Source organism: Acinetobacter sp. YH12254 (assembly GCF_013417415.1).
Lineage (GTDB): Bacteria > Pseudomonadota > Gammaproteobacteria > Pseudomonadales > Moraxellaceae > Acinetobacter > Acinetobacter pseudolwoffii.
In genome coordinates this window covers 37106-54316 of record NZ_VPEB01000019.1, presented here as the reverse complement: position 1 = coordinate 54316, position 17211 = coordinate 37106, and the positions used below count along the sequence as shown (strand labels likewise).

At 41.0% G+C, this 17211-nt stretch carries 11 protein-coding genes and 4 pseudogenes; 3 read left to right on the top strand and 12 right to left on the bottom strand.

The genetic code is table 11. The annotated features are described in order from the left end of the window. Nucleotides 1-117 precede the first annotated feature (117 nt). The 10 genes and pseudogenes from FTV29_RS13235 to FTV29_RS13195 form a co-directional block, all read right to left on the bottom strand. Nucleotides 118-315 carry a hypothetical protein gene (locus FTV29_RS13235; RefSeq protein ID WP_257223556.1) on the bottom strand — a complete coding sequence of 66 codons (198 nt, stop codon included), beginning with the start codon at nt 313-315 and terminating at the stop codon, nt 118-120. Between the two features lie 286 nt (nt 316-601). Continuing rightward, nucleotides 602-1036: an arsenate reductase (glutaredoxin) gene (arsC, locus tag FTV29_RS13230; protein WP_005093706.1), complete on the bottom strand. Its 435-nt coding sequence runs from the start codon at nt 1034-1036 to the stop codon at nt 602-604. Nucleotides 1037-1215: 179 nt separating this feature from the next. Continuing rightward, a complete protein-coding gene (locus FTV29_RS13225; protein WP_180075598.1) occupies nt 1216-4092 on the bottom strand; it encodes a type I restriction endonuclease subunit R in 2877 nt (958 codons plus the stop codon). 28 nt (nt 4093-4120) lie between these two features. After that, a complete protein-coding gene (locus FTV29_RS13220) occupies nt 4121-5032 on the bottom strand; it encodes a DUF5655 domain-containing protein (protein WP_180075597.1) in 912 nt (303 codons plus the stop codon). A 10-nt stretch (nt 5033-5042) separates the two neighbouring features. Further along, nucleotides 5043-5738, bottom strand: a pseudogene (locus tag FTV29_RS15320) (restriction endonuclease subunit S); the annotation flags it as partial. 36 nt (nt 5739-5774) lie between these two features. Then, nucleotides 5775-6272, bottom strand: a pseudogene (locus FTV29_RS15315) (restriction endonuclease subunit S); the annotation flags it as partial. Beyond that, on the bottom strand, nt 6272-7840 hold the full coding sequence (locus tag FTV29_RS13210) for a type I restriction-modification system subunit M (RefSeq protein WP_180075595.1): 1569 nt from the start codon (nt 7838-7840) through the stop codon (nt 6272-6274). The gene FTV29_RS13210 and the pseudogene FTV29_RS15315, both read right to left, overlap by 1 nt. Nucleotides 7841-8129: 289 nt before the next feature. Then, complete coding sequence (locus FTV29_RS13205) at nt 8130-9716, bottom strand: sensor domain-containing diguanylate cyclase (RefSeq protein WP_180075594.1); 1587 nt, start codon at nt 9714-9716, stop codon at nt 8130-8132. Nucleotides 9717-9825: 109 nt separating this feature from the next. Continuing rightward, nucleotides 9826-10725 (bottom strand): ParB/RepB/Spo0J family partition protein, encoded by a 900-nt coding sequence (locus FTV29_RS13200; protein ID WP_005093722.1) that lies wholly within the window; start codon nt 10723-10725, stop codon nt 9826-9828. Between the two features lie 18 nt (nt 10726-10743). Beyond that, complete coding sequence (locus FTV29_RS13195; RefSeq protein WP_035337428.1) at nt 10744-11529, bottom strand: ParA family protein; 786 nt, start codon at nt 11527-11529, stop codon at nt 10744-10746. A 903-nt stretch (nt 11530-12432) separates the two neighbouring features. Between FTV29_RS13195 and FTV29_RS13190 the strand changes: the two genes are divergently transcribed. From FTV29_RS13190 to bioD, 3 genes and pseudogenes are all read left to right on the top strand, one after another. Further along, nucleotides 12433-13602: a replication initiation protein gene (locus FTV29_RS13190; protein WP_005093725.1), complete on the top strand. Its 1170-nt coding sequence runs from the start codon at nt 12433-12435 to the stop codon at nt 13600-13602. A 444-nt stretch (nt 13603-14046) separates the two neighbouring features. Continuing rightward, nucleotides 14047-14235 (top strand): annotated as a pseudogene (locus FTV29_RS15185) (hypothetical protein); the annotation flags it as partial. A gap of 452 nt (nt 14236-14687) precedes the next feature. After that, nucleotides 14688-15134 (top strand): annotated as a pseudogene (gene bioD, locus FTV29_RS13185) (dethiobiotin synthase); the annotation flags it as partial. Here bioD and FTV29_RS13180 read toward each other — a convergent pair. After that, complete coding sequence (locus tag FTV29_RS13180; protein ID WP_074382694.1) at nt 15112-16494, bottom strand: ATP-binding protein; 1383 nt, start codon at nt 16492-16494, stop codon at nt 15112-15114. The pseudogene bioD and the gene FTV29_RS13180 sit on opposite strands and share 23 nt — an antisense overlap. Beyond that, nucleotides 16487-17161, bottom strand: a complete 675-nt coding sequence (locus FTV29_RS13175) for a response regulator transcription factor (RefSeq protein ID WP_005093734.1) — start codon at nt 17159-17161, stop codon at nt 16487-16489. Before FTV29_RS13175 ends, FTV29_RS13180 begins: the two co-directional genes overlap by 8 nt. Between the last annotated feature and the right edge of the window lie 50 nt (nt 17162-17211).

The window sequence follows — 17211 nt, the reverse complement described above, 5'->3', positions numbered from 1 at the left end:
GCAGGGTCGTGCGGTGGTGCGCCCTTAGATATTATTAAGAAATACATTCAAAACCAACAAGGTTAAAATCTGTGAAATTCACCTCCACCCTGACTGTCGGGTGGAGTCCTCTTTCACTTACAGATAGATCAGGACTGAGAGCAGAATAAAGATCTTAAAAACATCATAAATAAAGAAGTGAATACTGCCACCGAGCCGGGTCACCACCGATAAACCGAAGACATTTTCGACCAGCCAGCGCACGCCTTCCGAGAGCCAGGTCATTTTAAGCAGCACATCATTCAGCCAGGCAAAAATCGCGATTATGCTTTCCATTTAAAGCTCCTGGTTTTAGGGGGATGAGATCAGGTCGATGCACTCATCGGCAGATTTTTGAACCATTGACCTGCGCAACAGTTTCCAGTCGGTAGCCTGTGTAAGATTTGAAAAATGGTACTCTCTGTCAAAACCTGATACGGGGAAACTGCCTGCTGATGATCCAATTCCTTTATCCTTCAAGAACCTATTTCATTCAGTATGTAAATGATATGGATCATCGTCCATGTGTTTTTCAGATAAAAAAGCTCCAATCAAGTTGAAGCTTTTTCGTAGGGGGGACACTTTATTTTACCCGATTGCCCTGTTGATCCACGATGATTTCACCGTCTTCTTTGGCAAAGGCTTTTAATTGTGGCGAAGGCAGAATATCCAGTACCACTTCCGATGGGCGGCATAATCGGGTTCCAAGCTCGGTAACCACCAACGGGCGGTTGATCAGGATCGGATGTTGCAGCATGGCATCAAGCAGTTTCTCATCGCTCCAGCCGGCATCATCTAGATTCAGCTCGGTATAGGGATCGACATTTTTACGGAGCGCATCTCTTACCGATAAACCTGCATCAGAAATCAGTTGAATCAGCTCATCACGAGAAGGAGGCGTAACTAGATATTCGATCACTTCAGGCTCAATTCCCGCATTGCGAATTAAAGCCAGCGTATTGCGTGAGGTACCACAGGCTGGATTATGATAAATTTGGACTTTTGGCATTTGATCCATGAGCTTTACTCTTATCAATGAATCATAGCTTTATATATGAATATACGCATATTCGCAATATAAAATATATGTGTTTTTCAGATGTAACCTGATATGAGAAGTCCAAAATCATTTGAAGCAGTTTCAAAATGAATAGTCTCTTCTAGCTCTAGATTATTGGATCACTTCACGGGCTGCTGTTAAAACCCCACATAAAACTTTTCAATCAGCTTTCGGGTCTTGACCAGCAGATTACTCAACACATTTTCCCGTTCAAACAGCTTCACTTTAAAGTTCAGCAAGTCTTTCAATTCTTCCTTACGTGGTAAACGTTTGGTGAACTCGTAATGTTCCAGAACTTGCTTCATTGCTTCTGGTTTCAGGTTTTCTTCTGTACAGAGGTACTGATAGGCCTGTTCTTTTTCAGCATCCCAGAACTGAGCAAAGGCCGTTTGTACGCTCTGGCCATTGATCATCTTGGGCAGGTTTTCTTCAATAAACTTCTGGATCAGCGCCTGCTTGTCATACAGGGTGATTTCATTGCCAATCAGGTCATAGACCTGAGCTTCATACTTCTTACGTTTGTCTTCATCATCACTATTCACAGCCAGTTGTAGCAGGTTGATGATATAACCAACATTGATCCGGTCACTGTGCAGTAAGTCCAGCTGAAAATCGACATCGTCCAGTACCGATACTTTTTCTTTTTTAGTGGTCTTGCGTACATCACGACATAGATCGGCATACTTGGACGCAAAGTTGGCAAAATGCTGTTTATCCAGTGCAGTCTGGTCCTGATCATATTCAATAAAGGTTTGCAGCTGGGCGTTGTAACGCATCACTTCTCGAAAGGCTTTAATGAACGCCAGCTGCTGATCTTCAGTGATGAGTTCGTCGACACTTTGATAATCAGGGGTAATATTTAGTAGCTTCTGTACTGCCACTTCATAGTCCTGCTGAATTTCTTCATAACTTGGCACCAGTACCACTTTTTGCGCTTCTTTATTGGAAAATAATGCCAGTGCTTCATCAGTGGCGCGTTTCAGGTTACGGAAACAGATGATGTTGCCGAAAGGTTTTTTGTCGTTAAAGACGCGGTTGGTTCGCGAGAAGGCCTGAATCAGGCCATGGTATTTCAGGTTCTTGTCGACATACAGGGTATTTAAGGGCTTGGAATCAAAACCGGTCAGAAACATATTCACCACAAGCAGGATATCAATCTGTTTCTTTTTGACCCGATCGGCAATGTCGCGGTAATAGGCATAGAACTGGTCGCCAGAATTGTAGTTGGTCTTAAACTGCTGGTTGTACTTGGCGATATAACGGTCCAGCTTGTCGCGACTGGACGGATTGATCTGGCTGGGAATATCGGCTGCTTCTTCATGGATCAGCCCGTTTTGCTCATCTACTGGGACTGCTTCATTGGCGGCATAGGAGAAAATCGTCGCAATCGTCAGCGGTTTGAACAGTCGGCCCTGCTCTTCATCCTGTTGCTGTTTCTCGGCCTGAACCTTTTCAAACAGTTCATAGTACTGGGTCAACATATCGACCGAACTGACACAGAACATCGCCGTGAATTCACGATTACGGGTTTTGGTATCATGCGTCTCGACAATATAGCGGGCAATCATTTCCAGGCGCTGTGGATTGTCGTAGAGTTCCCGGGTATCAATGCCTTCGACCTCATCATCATAGTCGAGGTTGTGCTGCATACCCTTAGCCGTATATTTACCCCGGTAATCAATCTGGAATTGCAGTACGTTACGATCACGGATGGCATCCACGATCACATATTGGTGCAGGCATTCATTAAACAGGTAATCTGTTGTCAGTTTTAAACCTGCTTTGCTTTGGCTATTCTTTTCAAAAATAGGCGTACCGGTAAAACCAAACATTTGTGCATTGCTGAAGAATTTTTTGATGTTCTGATGGGTCTCACCAAATTGACTGCGATGACATTCATCAAAGATAAACACCACTTTCTGGTCTTTGAGATAATCAATGTATTCCAGATAGCGATCCGTGCTGATGGCCCGGTTTAGCTTCTGGATGGTGGTGACAATCAGTTTGTCATGGCGTTGATCCAGCTGCTTGACCAGAGTATGCGTGCTATCGGTGCTGTCGACACTTTCGGCTTTAAAGGCATTAAATTCGCGTGAGGTTTGCGTGTCCAGATCATTACGATCCACTACAAACAGGACTTTTTCCACATCCGGCATTTGCATGATGATCTGGCTGGCTTTAAACGAGGTCAGGGTTTTGCCTGAACCGGTGGTATGCCAGATATAGCCGTTCTGATCGGAGTTTTGCACATGCTGCACGATTTTCTGCACTGCATAAATCTGATAGGGACGTAGCACCATCAGGCTTTTCGTGGTTTCTAGCAGCACCATGTATTGGGTCAGCATTTGGGTCAGATGCTGCTGATTGAGAAAAGCTTCGGCAAAGTCGACAATTTCATTGATGTGTTTGTTATTGACATCGGCCCATGGAAAGGCAAACTCGATGCCTGTGGTGCCGTTAGAATAATAACGGGTATTGGCGCCATTACTGATGACAAAAAGCTGGATAAAACCAAACAGACCTTGTCCAGCCCAATACGCTTCACGGATATAACGTTGGGTTTGGTTAAAGGCTTCGGCAATTTCCATGCCACGCTTTTTCAGCTCGATCTGAACCAGTGGCAGACCATTGACCAACAGAGTCACATCAAAACGGCTGGTTCTGCCATTATAGTCGCGGTGATCAATGGTGATTTGATTGGTCACCTGATAGATGTTTTTGCTGGGGTCATCTGACAGGAAAAAGATGTGCTTACTTGAACCGTCATCAAATTTGACCGGGAACAGATCACGCAAATTCTTGGCCCGTTCAAATACCGTTCCGGTATTCAAAAAGCTGATGACCTGTTTCCATTCAGTTTCAGACAGTGGTGCAAGTCCATTAGCGCGTTCAATTTGAGTTTTCAGGTTAGACAGTAGCTGGCGTTCGTCCTTGAGCGTGACTGAGGCATAACCTAATTGTTGCAGTTGGCCGATCAGTTCATTTTCAAGTTGATATTCGCTTTGTACTGTCATTTCCTTCCCCTCTAAAATCTTAAATTATTCACTTCAATGTTTGTTTAATTAAACTCAAGATATATTCTAAATTTTCTGTATCTGAGACGATCACCTCACAATCACCATTTCCCCAATGTCCAATATTGGTCACATCTTTCGCGAGCTGTTTCGGGTCATCCAGTTGATTAAAAGGCATATTCAGCCAGATGCGAATTTGCTTTGTCCCAATACTCATATAGACATAGTTACGCTTACCCTTACGGAAGGCGATATACATTTTCTTGGGATGAATATCTAAATCGGTGGTTAAGCCCAGAATTGAGTCCCTGAATTGCTCATATAGCTCTTTGATGTCATCGGACTTCTCCGCCAAGTGATAGGCTTCATCATATTGCTGGATTTCTTTGGCAATCTTTTGAATATCTTCAGACTCAACCTTTTGCACTTGCTTGATTGAAGGCGCTGATTTGGCTTTCTGCAATGGATTGACTGAAACAATTCCGCCTTGATAACGTTTGATTTCCCACAGCTCAATGCCTAAATCTTTAAAGTTGGTAGACTGCTTTTGAAAGTCGGTAAAGCTCGGTGAAACAAAGATGATTCGGCTCTGTGACCAATCCACATCCTGACGTTTAAGCTGTTTACTCTGGTTCTCGTTGTACTCAACGATGAAATCTGCCTTGTAGTCGAGCATCAGATTCAGGTAGGAAACACCTTGATCAATCACGCTATAATTGCGTTCACGCTTGTATTCGATAATTACAAACGCCTGACTTTCGGGATCGAAAGCCAGTGTATCTATACGATTATTCTTGATCGTGAACTCGGACTTGATGAATTCCAGACCTGTAAAACTGTAAAGATTGCTTTCAAACAGGCTTTGAATTTCTCTTTCCAAACGAAAAGGATCTTCGGTGAGTTCTAGTAATGTCTGTGCTTGGGTTTGATAAAGTTGCATTCGGTTCCCCCTACACAAACATCTGTTGCAACAAGCCTTTTTTCCAAGTTTTGGCCTGTTCAATTTGCTGGGCAACCACTTCAATTTTTTGGTCAATGGCAGATAGTAAATTAGCGATTTTGGTTTGTTCTTCTAGGCATGGAACTTTAATAGATAAGGCTGACAAAGATTCTTGATTAATATTTGTATTCGCACTCGTTGTGCTCTTTGCTAAAAGTCTTAGCCTAAATTCATTATTCATAAAACAATATTTTTTGAATCCTAAATCTAGCCCGTAACTATCTCTAAACCTTATTAGAAATCCACTATAAACAACTTTTTCTATATCATTAATCACTAGGGCTGTTTGTCCTACACCTTCAGCTTTTACTGAAGATCGTATAAACAATACATCTCCTTTCCTTAGATCATAGTTTTCTAAGTCTTTTGATGTTGCATCAACTAATCCTAAATTTTCAGTTTCAATAATCTGCTTTCCAAAGACATCCATTAAGTTCACAAAAGGGTAACCAAAACCAAAAGATTCTTTATCTTTGTTTAAGCCATTTTTGAAAGAGCCAATTTCAGATAAAAGCTTTTCCTCCCACTCCCCAAACTCACTCCCATCATCCGCTTTAAAACGAATCTGCTGACTAAACAGCTTTTGCATCATGCCTTGTTTGTATTGGCTCAGCAGCGCATGTTTTTGCGTGAGTTGGCTGATTTTTTCATCCATGGCAGAAAGAAAAGATGCGATTTTGGTTTGTTCTTCTGAGGATGGTTTATATAACTTAAGGTTTTGTAGGTCAGCAGTATCCAGTTTTCCAGCACCAATACCTGTAGCAGTTACCTTATTTTGAATAGTATTTTCTTTAGCATATAACCATTGGAACAAAAATAGTGGGGCAAGTTCCTGTTTCGGGCGAATGCATTTTACATCCTGATTAAAAGCGACATCGCCTAATGTAATTCCCATAGGAATTTTATTAAACAACATGCTTCCTCTCACCAAAATTAAAATTGAATCCTTTGGTGCTAATTTGGAACCTTTCTGTAGACCTAACTTAGTAATCTTTACATCAGATTCATAAAGCTGATTTGTGTGCATGGAAGCACCACTAATCAATGGAATATCATCACCCCAATATTCAGGAATATTTTTTGCTGGCGTACCACCTGAAGCCCATGAAGTTGAATCAACAAGTTTTGATTCTGCTAAATCCCCATCAAACTCTTTAAATCTTAACTTTGGCGCAGCCATTACTTCACCTCCGCAAAAGGTGAAGCAATCCCAAGCTCTTTGCAGAAATCTGCAATCACAGCATCGGTCTTTTGACTGCTTTGTTCCAAATCTTGCAGCTGCTGGGCAATTGCATCTAGGTCAATTTCTACTTCGGCTTCAAAGGTATCCACATAACGCGGAATATTCAGGTTGTAATCGTTGTCTTTGACTTCCTGTAAAGTTGCGACATGCGCGTATTTTTCAATATCCTGACGGTTTTCAACGGCTGCAATGATATTTTCCAGATGCTCAGGCAACAGCTTGTTTTGGTTCTTCTGCTTTTCAAAATCATTGCTGGCATCAATAAACAGAATATTGCCCGTATGCTCACGGTTTTTCTTCAACACGAAAATACAGGTCGGAATCGAGGTACCGTAGAAAATATTGGCCGGCAGACCAATAATCGTATCCACCACATTCAACTGTTCAATCAGGTACTGACGAATCACACCCTCACTGGAACCACGGAACAATACGCCATGTGGTAATACCACCGCCATGGTGCCGTGATCATCCAGTTGATACAGCATGTGCTGTACAAAAGCCATATCCGCTTTGGAGCTTGGTGCCAGTTTGCCATAAGCGGCAAAGCGTTCATCCTGTAGAAATAACGGATCGGCTGACCAGTTGGCTGAAAATGGCGGATTGGCCACAACCGCATCAAACTTTTTATCCAGATGCTGCGGACGGGTTAAAGTGTTTTCCTGTTTGATGTCGAACTTGGCAAAATGCACGTCATGCAGAATCATGTTCATCCGCGCCAAGTTGTAAGTAGTACGGTTCATCTCCTGACCGTAAATCATATCGACATCTTTAACTTCACGTTTTACACGTAGTAACAACGAACCCGAACCGCAAGTCGGGTCATAGACTGAACGTAAACGTTCTTTGCCTTGGGTGACAATCTTCGCCAGTAAGGTCGATACGGTTTGCGGTGTATAGAATTCCCCCGCTTTTTTGCCCGCACCTGATGCAAACTCACCAATCAGGTATTCGTAAGCATCACCCAGTACATCGGCTTCGGTATTACTAATATCAAAATCAATATCATCCAGATGACTGAGGACTTTCGCCACCAGTGCATTACGGTCGCTGGCATTGTTGCCGAGCTTGGTCGAATTCAGATCCAGATCTTCAAACAGATTGGCAAAGTCATCGGCAGAATCGGTACCTAAGGTACTTTGCTCAATCGATTTTAAGGTTGCAGTTAAATCATCCAGAATGAATTCGCCCTGACGGCCACGCTCAGCTAAGGTATGGAATAGTTGTTTTGGCGTGAGTGCATAACCGACTTCTGCAATGGCATTCTTTTTGATTTCTTCGATATAAGGCACATGCTCAGGATTGTTTTCATCCAGCTCTAAAAAGCTGATATCTTCGCCATCCAGCAATTCATTAGCAAAATTAACCGACTTTTCCGACAAATACTTAAAGAAAATAAAACCCAGAATGTAATCACGGAATTCATCTGCCCCCATGGTGCCACGTAACGTATTGGCAATATTCCAGAGTTGTTTTTGTAGCTGTTGCAGTTGCACCTGGGTCATTGTTATAGAATTCCAAATAAGTAAATCATTAATAAAATGATTTTACCTAAAATTCTAAAACATGCAGCAGTAAAAAGGTGGAAAAGGACATGAATTGTCGTGCTTAATTCACTTTATTTATCCATTAAAGCTCCCCAGACAGACCCATATACCAAATTTTACCAGTGCATGCTCGGGCACAGACTGAAGCTGATCTCGATTAAAGCTCATGTAACTCCGCAAGGTCGCTGTGCTGAATATGCTTGAGCAGAAAAAGATTTAAAAAAATCAGCCTGTTTGTGCCGACATTTTACTTGGCTAATTTTTGCGTCATACGAACACAGTTCCGCCCATTATTTTTCGCTTCATACAGCTTATTGTCTGCCATTTTAAAAACCTGTTTGACGCTTACTGAATCACTCGGACAGAATGCGATACCCACGGAAATGGTGATTTCTTCAACTCCTTCAATTTGACTTGCTTGCATACTCGTTCTGAGACGTTCGGCAGCATTGAAAGCAACCCGAATATCGGAGGTCATCATCAGTACGATAAACTCTTCCCCACCAGTGCGACAGCAGAGATCATGGCTTCTGAAATTTTTCTGCATTAAAAAAGCCAATCGCTTTAAAACCTCATCTCCGCGGTCATGTCCATAGCTATCGTTGATCTTTTTAAAGAAATCAATATCGATAGCGAGTACCGCAAAATGAGTACCCGTACTGATTAATTCATCCAGAAGATATTGCATGCCACGACGGTTATAAAGGCCAGTCAAGGGGTCAATATTGATATGTTGGCGTAATTCTGAGATCTTGTTATTAAATGTTTTGGAGCTCAAAAGTAGCGAGGCCCTAAACTTGAATACCTCAAAATACCAGGGATCAACCTGACTGATTTTATCCTGAATATCATTTCGATTTAACATACTGGCCATTTTCGCCAAACGATTCAGCGGCGAAGAAATAAATAGCGACATCCGCCAGACGATAAAGAAAATAAACAGATAAAAGATAAATATGCCAATAGAAACTTTTAAAATTAATTCATTGGCCTGTTTAAGAAGTTCATCCGTAGGTTGCTGTGAAACCACAATCCAGTTCACACTGGGAACATGTGCAAAACCGGCCAGGTTATCAATCCCCAAGCTATTCGTTAGACGGACGGATCCTTTCTTGTTTTCATTGATATAGTCAAGACCAGTATTATTTACAATTTTTTCGCCAATCCGACTCGAATCTGGATGGAAGATAATACGGTTCTGCTGATCAATCACATACATATAACTTTTTTTGAAATCAAATTGATTGAACAGCATTTCACTGATTAAATTATTCTTCTGCAGATAAATCGTACCGCTGATAAAGCCCTTATAATTTTGATTCACATCGTAAATAGGCTGTGATATCAACACAACCAGATTTTTTTTGCTTGACCAATAGGGTGCCGAAATATACGCCTTTTTGCTTTTAAGTGATCCAACAATACCCGCTGTATTATAGGGCGTGTGGAATTTTAGGTCTAATGATACTGGTGCATAAGCAAGTATCTGATTTTGCTGGCCCACCATAAAAACACTGTTAAAGTTATTCGACTGGTTTTTGAGCCGTTTGACTTCAGCCTGTCGCAGTGGCGTATTGTAAAAGTTTTGCCCTAATTGCTGAGCACTATACTGCAACTCCTGCAACATATTACTGACATCACGATTCACCCCCATCGCAATCTTGGCTGCGTATTTTTCATTTATAGAGAGTGAATTCTGAATTAGTTGCTGTTTAACCACATAATTCAGAATAAACAGGCTAATCACAAATAAAAAGGAAACGCTGAGGATCGTTGAAATCAGAATCAGCTTGCGTAAATTCAGATTCAAAGATAAAAGTATTTTATATAACAACTGAGCCCCCAGGTACCTTAGGTTGTATTACTCTATTTAATGTAACTTGAAATCCTCTCCGACCTAAATTGAAAAAAGCGCTGTAGCAAGTTGCTACAGCGCTTTAATTTTATTTTTTCAGCATTTTTTTCAGCAAATTTTCCAGCTCTTGTAAATTTTGCTCATCAAATTCACTCATTTTTAATGACACTTTTAAAATGTTGTGATCAAACTTGATATTCCCTGCGACTTTTCCATCATATTCAATTTTATGCACGATTGACGTTTTAATTGGCTCTTTGTTTTCTTTCGACTTTAAAATTTTTTCTGCCAATAAGGCCAGTTTTGTTTGCTCAACTTCTTTTTTCAGCAATTTCGCCCAAGCTTCTAACAGTGCTTTTTTAGCATTACTGTAATTCTCTTCGTAATCTGAAAGAAACTTTTTCACAGCTGTGGCGGCAGTGCGTGCCAACAATGTCGGTTGTTGTTCTAAATCGGCAATCAGTTCTTTCGGTAATTTTTCGAAAGATAGATATTTATACATATCCTCTCGATTCATGCCTAAGGATTTTGCCAACTTTTGCTTGTTCTTTTTTAATTTCTCATCCAGAGAACTCAGACCGACATAAATTTCATAATCTGTTAAGTCTTCCCGTTTTAAATTCTCTGCCAAGGTTAACAGTGCGACTTCTTCATCTGATGCATCGATGACAATCACTTCAATGGTGTTTTTATTGAGAATTTGATGCGCTTTCAAGCGTCGTTCACCTGCAATTAACTCATATTTGTCCTGTACTCGCCGAACTGCAATCGGCTGCAATAATCCAATCTCCTCAATCGAGGCTGCTAAATCTTCAATATCTTGCTGATTGAATATTTTTCGTGGCTGATTGGGACTAGGTTGAATGTCTGTAATTTGGACATTACGACGTAATTCTTTCACATCGTTGACATGCTCTTGCTGAGCTTGTTGATGCTTTTGAGTATTTTGCTGAAGACGTTGTGCCAACAATTCTTTTGTACTTACCATAGGATTCTCAGAGTGCCTTTATTCAACACGATTGATGATTTCTTTCGCTAAATCTTGGAACGCTTTACGAACTTTAGAATTTTTATCTACGCGCAACAATGGCTGTTGTAAAATTGCTGCTTGATTGACTTTCGTACTCATTGGAATGGTCGTTTTTAACAATTCGCCGACCTGGCTTAAAGCTTCATCTCGTATCAGTTTACAGACGTTTTGACGTTCATCATGTTTAATCAGCAAAGCACCTAACAGTTTCAATTCGGGATTGACCCGTCTTATTTTACTTAAATGGTTAATTAAGTCAGTGACACCATATAGGCCATATTGTGAACCGGATTCAATCGGCACCATAACATGGGTAGATGCAGCCAAGGCATTACTGGTCAGAAGTTTTAGGCTTGGAGGACAGTCAATCAGGATGAAATCATATAATCCGTTTAATAATTCCAACTTGTTAGAGAGCTCTTCAGAGGGTCTTGGGGCATCATCTTTAAGTTGGTCTTCTGTTTTACCTAAAGTAAGTGAACCATAAATTAAAGAAACATTTTTAAAATTGGTTTCTTCTTGTAAGGCATCAGACAATAGGTTCAAATCACCTACCAGTAATTCAGCAGAAGTGGTTTCAACCTCACTCGGATGTCTTAATCCGATATGTAAACTTGCATTGGCTTGTGGATCTAAATCAATCACCAATACTTTATGCCCCAAGTCTGCTAGCTCTGCAGCCAGATGAACAACCGTGGTGGTCTTCCCGCAACCACCTTTATGGTTTGCTACAGCAATAATTTTAGTCGATTTATTTGTCATATCAGACCCCATTCGAATGATCCTAATATAGTGGAACTTGTAGCAACTTGCTACACTTTATTTGAATGATATTAAAGTACGAATCAATATCGGCTAACAAAGAAAACAAATTAAAGTTTTATATAAAATATAGCTAGCTAATTATAATTAGTATTAATTAATATAATTAAGTAATTATAATTAGGGCAATTTTTCCCTTTTTAAAACAATACCTTACGTCTTTAAAGGTGGAGGGTTTGTCACCGAAAAGTGGAAGGTTTGTCACTGAAAGGTGGAAGACTTGTCACTGAAAGGTGGAAGACTTGTCACTGAAAGGTGGAAGAGCTGTCACTGAAAGGTGGAAGACTTGTCACTATGGTGGAAGACTTGTCACTGGTTTAAAAAAAAACATGAAATTAAGTTATAAAAATATTTAAATTCAAAACTTTAATCTGTTGATAAGTATCATGATCTGACTTTAAAGGTGGAAGACTTGTCACGCTTATTTTTATACTTGTGGATAAGTTATGTTTTCCCTTTAAAAATTGCAAAAAAAAGTCCGATTTAGTACTTGATTCTCTCTAAAGGTGGAAGCTTTGTCACTGAAAAGTGCTAAACCAAATGATTTTTTCACTTATAACGGTATTTTTGGCCACAAAAAAATGCAAAGAAAACGATTTAAGCTCTTCTCAGTTGATAAAAGTGGAAAGCTTGTCACTAATAAGTGGAAATTTTTTCAAAGTTTCCACCTTTGGGTTAAGGATTAGGCTAAATCTAAAAAAATGATGACATGCTTTCCACTCTTGATCTTTAGCACATCCTTTTAAAGGGATAAGCACTTAAAGTGAATCTGTAAGGTGAAGATGTTGAATGTTATTCCACTTTTATGTATAAATAGGGGGAATAACTTTTAATTTTTCACTTATGAGCGATTTTAACGAAAAACAAGAAATAGAATATTTACCTTATTGTATCGGCAATATTCGACAGAATGGAGTGGTGAGTACCAGTAACCGCTTAATTCGCCCTATTGAATTGTCTTCTAATGAATATAAGGCACTGCTTTATGCAATGGCGGTTGCAAACTATGGTGAAAAAAATAACCAAGATCGTGAAATTACCGAGAAAACCTATATCTATCTGCATAAAGAAGATTTGGGGGAATTGTTAGGACTCAATAAGAAGAATTCCATTAATGTGGCTATTGACCGGATTTATAGGGAACTTTCATCTCGGGTTGCTCATTTTGTAATTGAAGAGCCTGTAGATGACGTCAAGCGTAAAGTAAAAAAAGTCCATTCTGTGGTACCGATTATCCGGGAACTGCGCTGGGAAGATGATGCCAAAAATGCCTTGCAGATTCGCTTTACCAGTGAAGTGCTGCCTTATTTCACCCGTCTGGCCAGTGGGAATTTTACCACTTACCAGTTGAAAGATTTATTTGCTTTAGACTCTGTCACAAGTATGAGTCTATATTCTTATATTGTTAAAAATGAATTTAAGTATGCGAATCTCGACACCTATGAAGTTGAACTCACCTTAGAGAATTTAAAAGCGTTGATTGACATCGGTGAAAAAAAATATGACCGTTGGGTAGATTTTAGGCGTTATATTCTGGATAAAATTGTTGAAGAAATTAATACTAAAACCAGTTTGCAGCTAGAATATGACACTATTAAGAAAGGCCGTCCTATTGTGGGTGTGCGGTTTAAAATTATGAGTGGAGATACTGAAGCGGCTCTCCCGCAATTTAACGAAAAGACTCAAATCTATTTGGATGTAGATTTTGATGATAATGCCATCGTGAAAGAGTTGGGGGCAAAGTTTGATATGACCGTACGTTCCTGGTATATCTATGCCAATGATCCGAATTATACGCAGTTCAGCAAGTGGTTTAAGATCGAAGGCTGTTTAACCGATTCTCAGGCGAATGTTATTGTGAACGATATTATGTTTCAAATGGATTTTGCTGTGGCCGGTGCATCCATGAATGATTTCAAGAAAGAGATGAAATATAAGCTCAAAAATGATCCGACTTTTGTTCAGGAAAATCGCGAGCGTTTGAATGAGATTTTTGGTAAAGAAATTATTTAAAAAGTGTAGCAAATTGCTACAGCGCATTGAAAATATTCCGGGTGAATGATTTTTTTTTGCATGTCTGACATTTTTCGCAAATAACTAGAATATTTCTGGTACATCTTTTTAGTGAGATTAGCGGGCGCTCATTGGGAAAATGTCGCAGTTCGGACTTGCTACATCTTGTCTAAAATACAAGTGAAAATACCTAAATTCTGAATATCTAAAAAGTGTAGTAAGTTGCTACACTTTTTTCTTGGGGTCAAAAACTTACTATTATTCACGCCATAATCCCACGAAAAACTATGTCTTTTGCCACCTTCTTACGATGGCATGATTGAAAATTTTAGGCGAAATCACTGGATTAATGAGTTCGTGATTTGGACTGTCATAATCATGCCCAGGTGCAACAGCTACAAAAAGTCTGGAATATTGCCAATACCTTGACTGGCATCATAGAGGGAGAATTTGAAGCCAGAGACGATAAAAAATGTACTGGAATATTACGAGTTCTCCAAGCATTTGTTGCGTAAGGAAGAACTTAAAGACTCGCCAAATTATAAGGTGAAGCTATTTGAACGGGATAATGTGTTTAAACATCTGCTGATTAGAACACAGCAGTTGATTGAAAAGTTTTATGTGGAGTTTTAAAAACAGCCCGTGATGTGATCCGGGACAGGATGGGATCATGTTACAGCAGTGAATGATTATCTGGAGGCATCTCAGTTCATGGATTTAACTGAAGGTATCAGCGCTTATGTCAGTTGAAAGACTCCTTCGATTTACAGGAATTTTGCCAGCCATATAGTGTCTAAAAGCAATCGATTGACTTATGCCAACGGAAAAAGAAAGTAAATAGTAACAGCTCAAAGAGGCATGATGCCTCCTTATTTATTTTGTATGCTAAATAGCCTAAGTATGACAGGCCATTACTCAAATAGAAGAAAAGATTTTAGCAGTGATTCAGTGCAATGACCGGGATTTATCATATAGAACGGAGCAAAAAGGGACTTGTGAAAGCGTACCAGTAATCACTTCTATTTTTTTGAGCTTATTTAACAACATCCTCAATTATTTTTTAAATTAAGTTGCACTCAGGTGGCAAGCTGACCATGCCAGAAATCTTTAGCTATCCGGCCTCACCGCATCTGGCATCTGAACTGGATCGGCGTTCAATCGATTTCGAAAAAATTCAGCAGGCAGCCACTATACTGGCCGAGCGTTATGACCGGGTTCTGCTTGAAGGAGCGGGTGGATTAATGGTGCCGCTGACCCGGGACATGCTGACGATCAATTATATTGCAGCGCATCACTACCCTGTCATTCTGGTGACTTCAGGCCGTCTGGGCAGTATTAATCATACTCTACTGAGTCTGGAGCTACTCAAACAACGTGAAGTCACGCTTTATGCTGTGGCATTTAACCATGCTGATGACCACCAGGATCAAACGATTGCGATGGATACCATTCAATATTTAAAGGAGTATCTGACCCGGTATTTTCCAACAGCCGTATGGCTGGATATCCCTAAGCTTGCATGTCACGCTTAGACACGCCGTACTTTATTTCAATGCTGAGCCCACCATAGGGTCGACGGGCATTGAAAGAGAGCTGATAGCCATATTGTTTTAACAGGTTAGCAGTTAATGCCAGTCCTAAACCATGGCCATGCTGCTGAGCAGATTTGCGCCAGAAGCGTTGTCCTAAATGTTGAATATCTTCTGCTGTAAGTTGCTGGCCATTATCTTCAATCACCAGGCAACCAGACTGCATGGAAATCCAAATCTGTTCAGCCTGTGCATGCAGCAGTGCATTCTCAAGCAGATTTTTCAGTACGGTATACAGCACAAATTCAGGTAGCTGAATTTCGCCTAGACTTTCCCATTTCACCTGTATTTTTTTGTTCATTTCTGGATAGCGTGTACCTAAGTCTGCAAGAACTTTCTCAAGTGTGGGGCGAAGCCAGATGGCCTCAGTCATTTCCTGGAGACTGTTTTCTGATTGGGTCAGCAATAAAAGCTGCTCGAGTAATAGTGTATAACGCCGGATACTCTCATTGGCCTGCTGCAAATTGTGCTGAATGGATTCAGGCAGGTTCTGCTGCTGACCGATCAGCTGTGCCAGTTGTACATGGGTTTTAATTGCGGTCAGGGGACTGCGTAATTCATGTGCAGCATAGGCACTAAAGGCTTTCTCCTGTTGCAGACTGTCATTGAGTTTCTGAATCAACTGCGTGGAATTGTTGACAAAAGGCTGTACTTCTTGGGGAATGCTTGCAGGCTTGAGCTGCATTAAAAAATCTGCCGCCTCTGAATAGCTAAGGTTTTTCTGGTTCAGGTATTGACTGAGCTGATCCAAAGACCGGAACTGTCTGCGGATAATAAAGATGATCAGGGCAATACAGATTAGCAGTGAGAAGACCAAGGGAACCAGTACGGACTGTAGAATCTGCTGTAGTAAGGTATCCCTCAAGAACATACGTTCTGCCGCCACCACCTGAATATCACCACGACGCAGGACATAACTGCGCCATTCCGTATCACCCTGCTGCCAGGTGCTGAATCCTTCTGGTCGCTGGCTTAAATTTTGGGGGGCACCGCGTGTTTTGGCAATGACCTGATTATCTAACGAGATGTCAGAGCTAAAAAGAGAGACTTCACAGGCAATTAACTGGTTTGCATCATCATTCTTGGCTAATTTGGATAAGGTTGCATCCCCCAGACTATCCAGCGGTAGCTGCTGAATCAGCCGGGCAACCATTTGCGCAGATGCCGATAGGCGTTGATCCAGCGTGTCTTGTAAACGTTGTTTCAGGTCAATATACAGCCATGAAAATACCGCACTCCACAGCACAATAAACACGGCCAAAAGACTCATGGCCAAACGCCATTTCAAGCTGTGCTTAAACATGACGATGCTCAAACGGTTTGAAAATATAGCCCACACCACGAACGGTCTGAATCAAGTCTGGATGTAGTTTTTGTCTCAGGTGATAAATGTGTACATTCAGGGCATTGCTCTCGATAGCGTCCTGAAAACCATAGAGCTTGTCAATAAGCTGTTCATTTTTCAGGATCTGGTTGGGGTGGCTCATCAGGGTTTCCAGCAGGCTGAATTCACGGCGAGATAAACTCACGGCCTGGTCTTGGTAGGTCACAGTCTGGGTATCCCGATTCAGAACCAGGTCATCAAATTGCAGTGTATTCGAGGCAAAGCCGCGGTGGCGACGGGTGAGGGCATGAATCCGGGCAATCAGTTCCTCCAGCTCAAAGGGTTTGGTCAGGTAGTCATCGGCACCGGCATTCAGGGCCTGAACACACTGATCGGTCCGCAGCCGTGCCGTCAATACCAGTACCGGGAGATCAATCTGGTCGCGTCGCCAGCTGTGCAGCAAGTCCAGGCCATCCTGATCCGGCAGGCCTAAATCCAGTAAACACAAATCGACAGCACTATGCCGGATAAAATAATCTGCAGCACGTGCGTGACTGACATGCTCCACTGAAATATTCAGATAGTTCAGAGCAGCACAAATGCTCTGTGCGATATAGGGATCATCCTCAACCAATACAATAAACATAGAACATCCTGATCAAACTGCCATTATTTTATAAATGATTTGGGCTGTTA

Coding starts and splice junctions, on each gene's coding strand:
- FTV29_RS13180 (WP_074382694.1), bottom strand. CDS start 16,494: ATGTTTAAGCACAGCTTGAAATGGCGTTTGGCCATGAGTCTTTTGGCC.
- FTV29_RS13195 (WP_035337428.1), bottom strand. CDS start 11,529: ATGACAAATAAATCGACTAAAATTATTGCTGTAGCAAACCATAAAGGT.
- FTV29_RS13225 (WP_180075598.1), bottom strand. CDS start 4,092: ATGACAGTACAAAGCGAATATCAACTTGAAAATGAACTGATCGGCCAA.
- FTV29_RS13235 (WP_257223556.1), bottom strand. CDS start 315: ATGGAAAGCATAATCGCGATTTTTGCCTGGCTGAATGATGTGCTGCTT.
- FTV29_RS13200 (WP_005093722.1), bottom strand. CDS start 10,725: ATGGTAAGTACAAAAGAATTGTTGGCACAACGTCTTCAGCAAAATACT.
- FTV29_RS13175 (WP_005093734.1), bottom strand. CDS start 17,161: ATGTTTATTGTATTGGTTGAGGATGATCCCTATATCGCACAGAGCATT.
- FTV29_RS13220 (WP_180075597.1), bottom strand. CDS start 5,032: ATGCAACTTTATCAAACCCAAGCACAGACATTACTAGAACTCACCGAA.
- FTV29_RS13190 (WP_005093725.1), top strand. CDS start 12,433: ATGAGCGATTTTAACGAAAAACAAGAAATAGAATATTTACCTTATTGT.
- FTV29_RS13210 (WP_180075595.1), bottom strand. CDS start 7,840: ATGACCCAGGTGCAACTGCAACAGCTACAAAAACAACTCTGGAATATT.
- arsC (WP_005093706.1), bottom strand. CDS start 1,036: ATGGATCAAATGCCAAAAGTCCAAATTTATCATAATCCAGCCTGTGGT.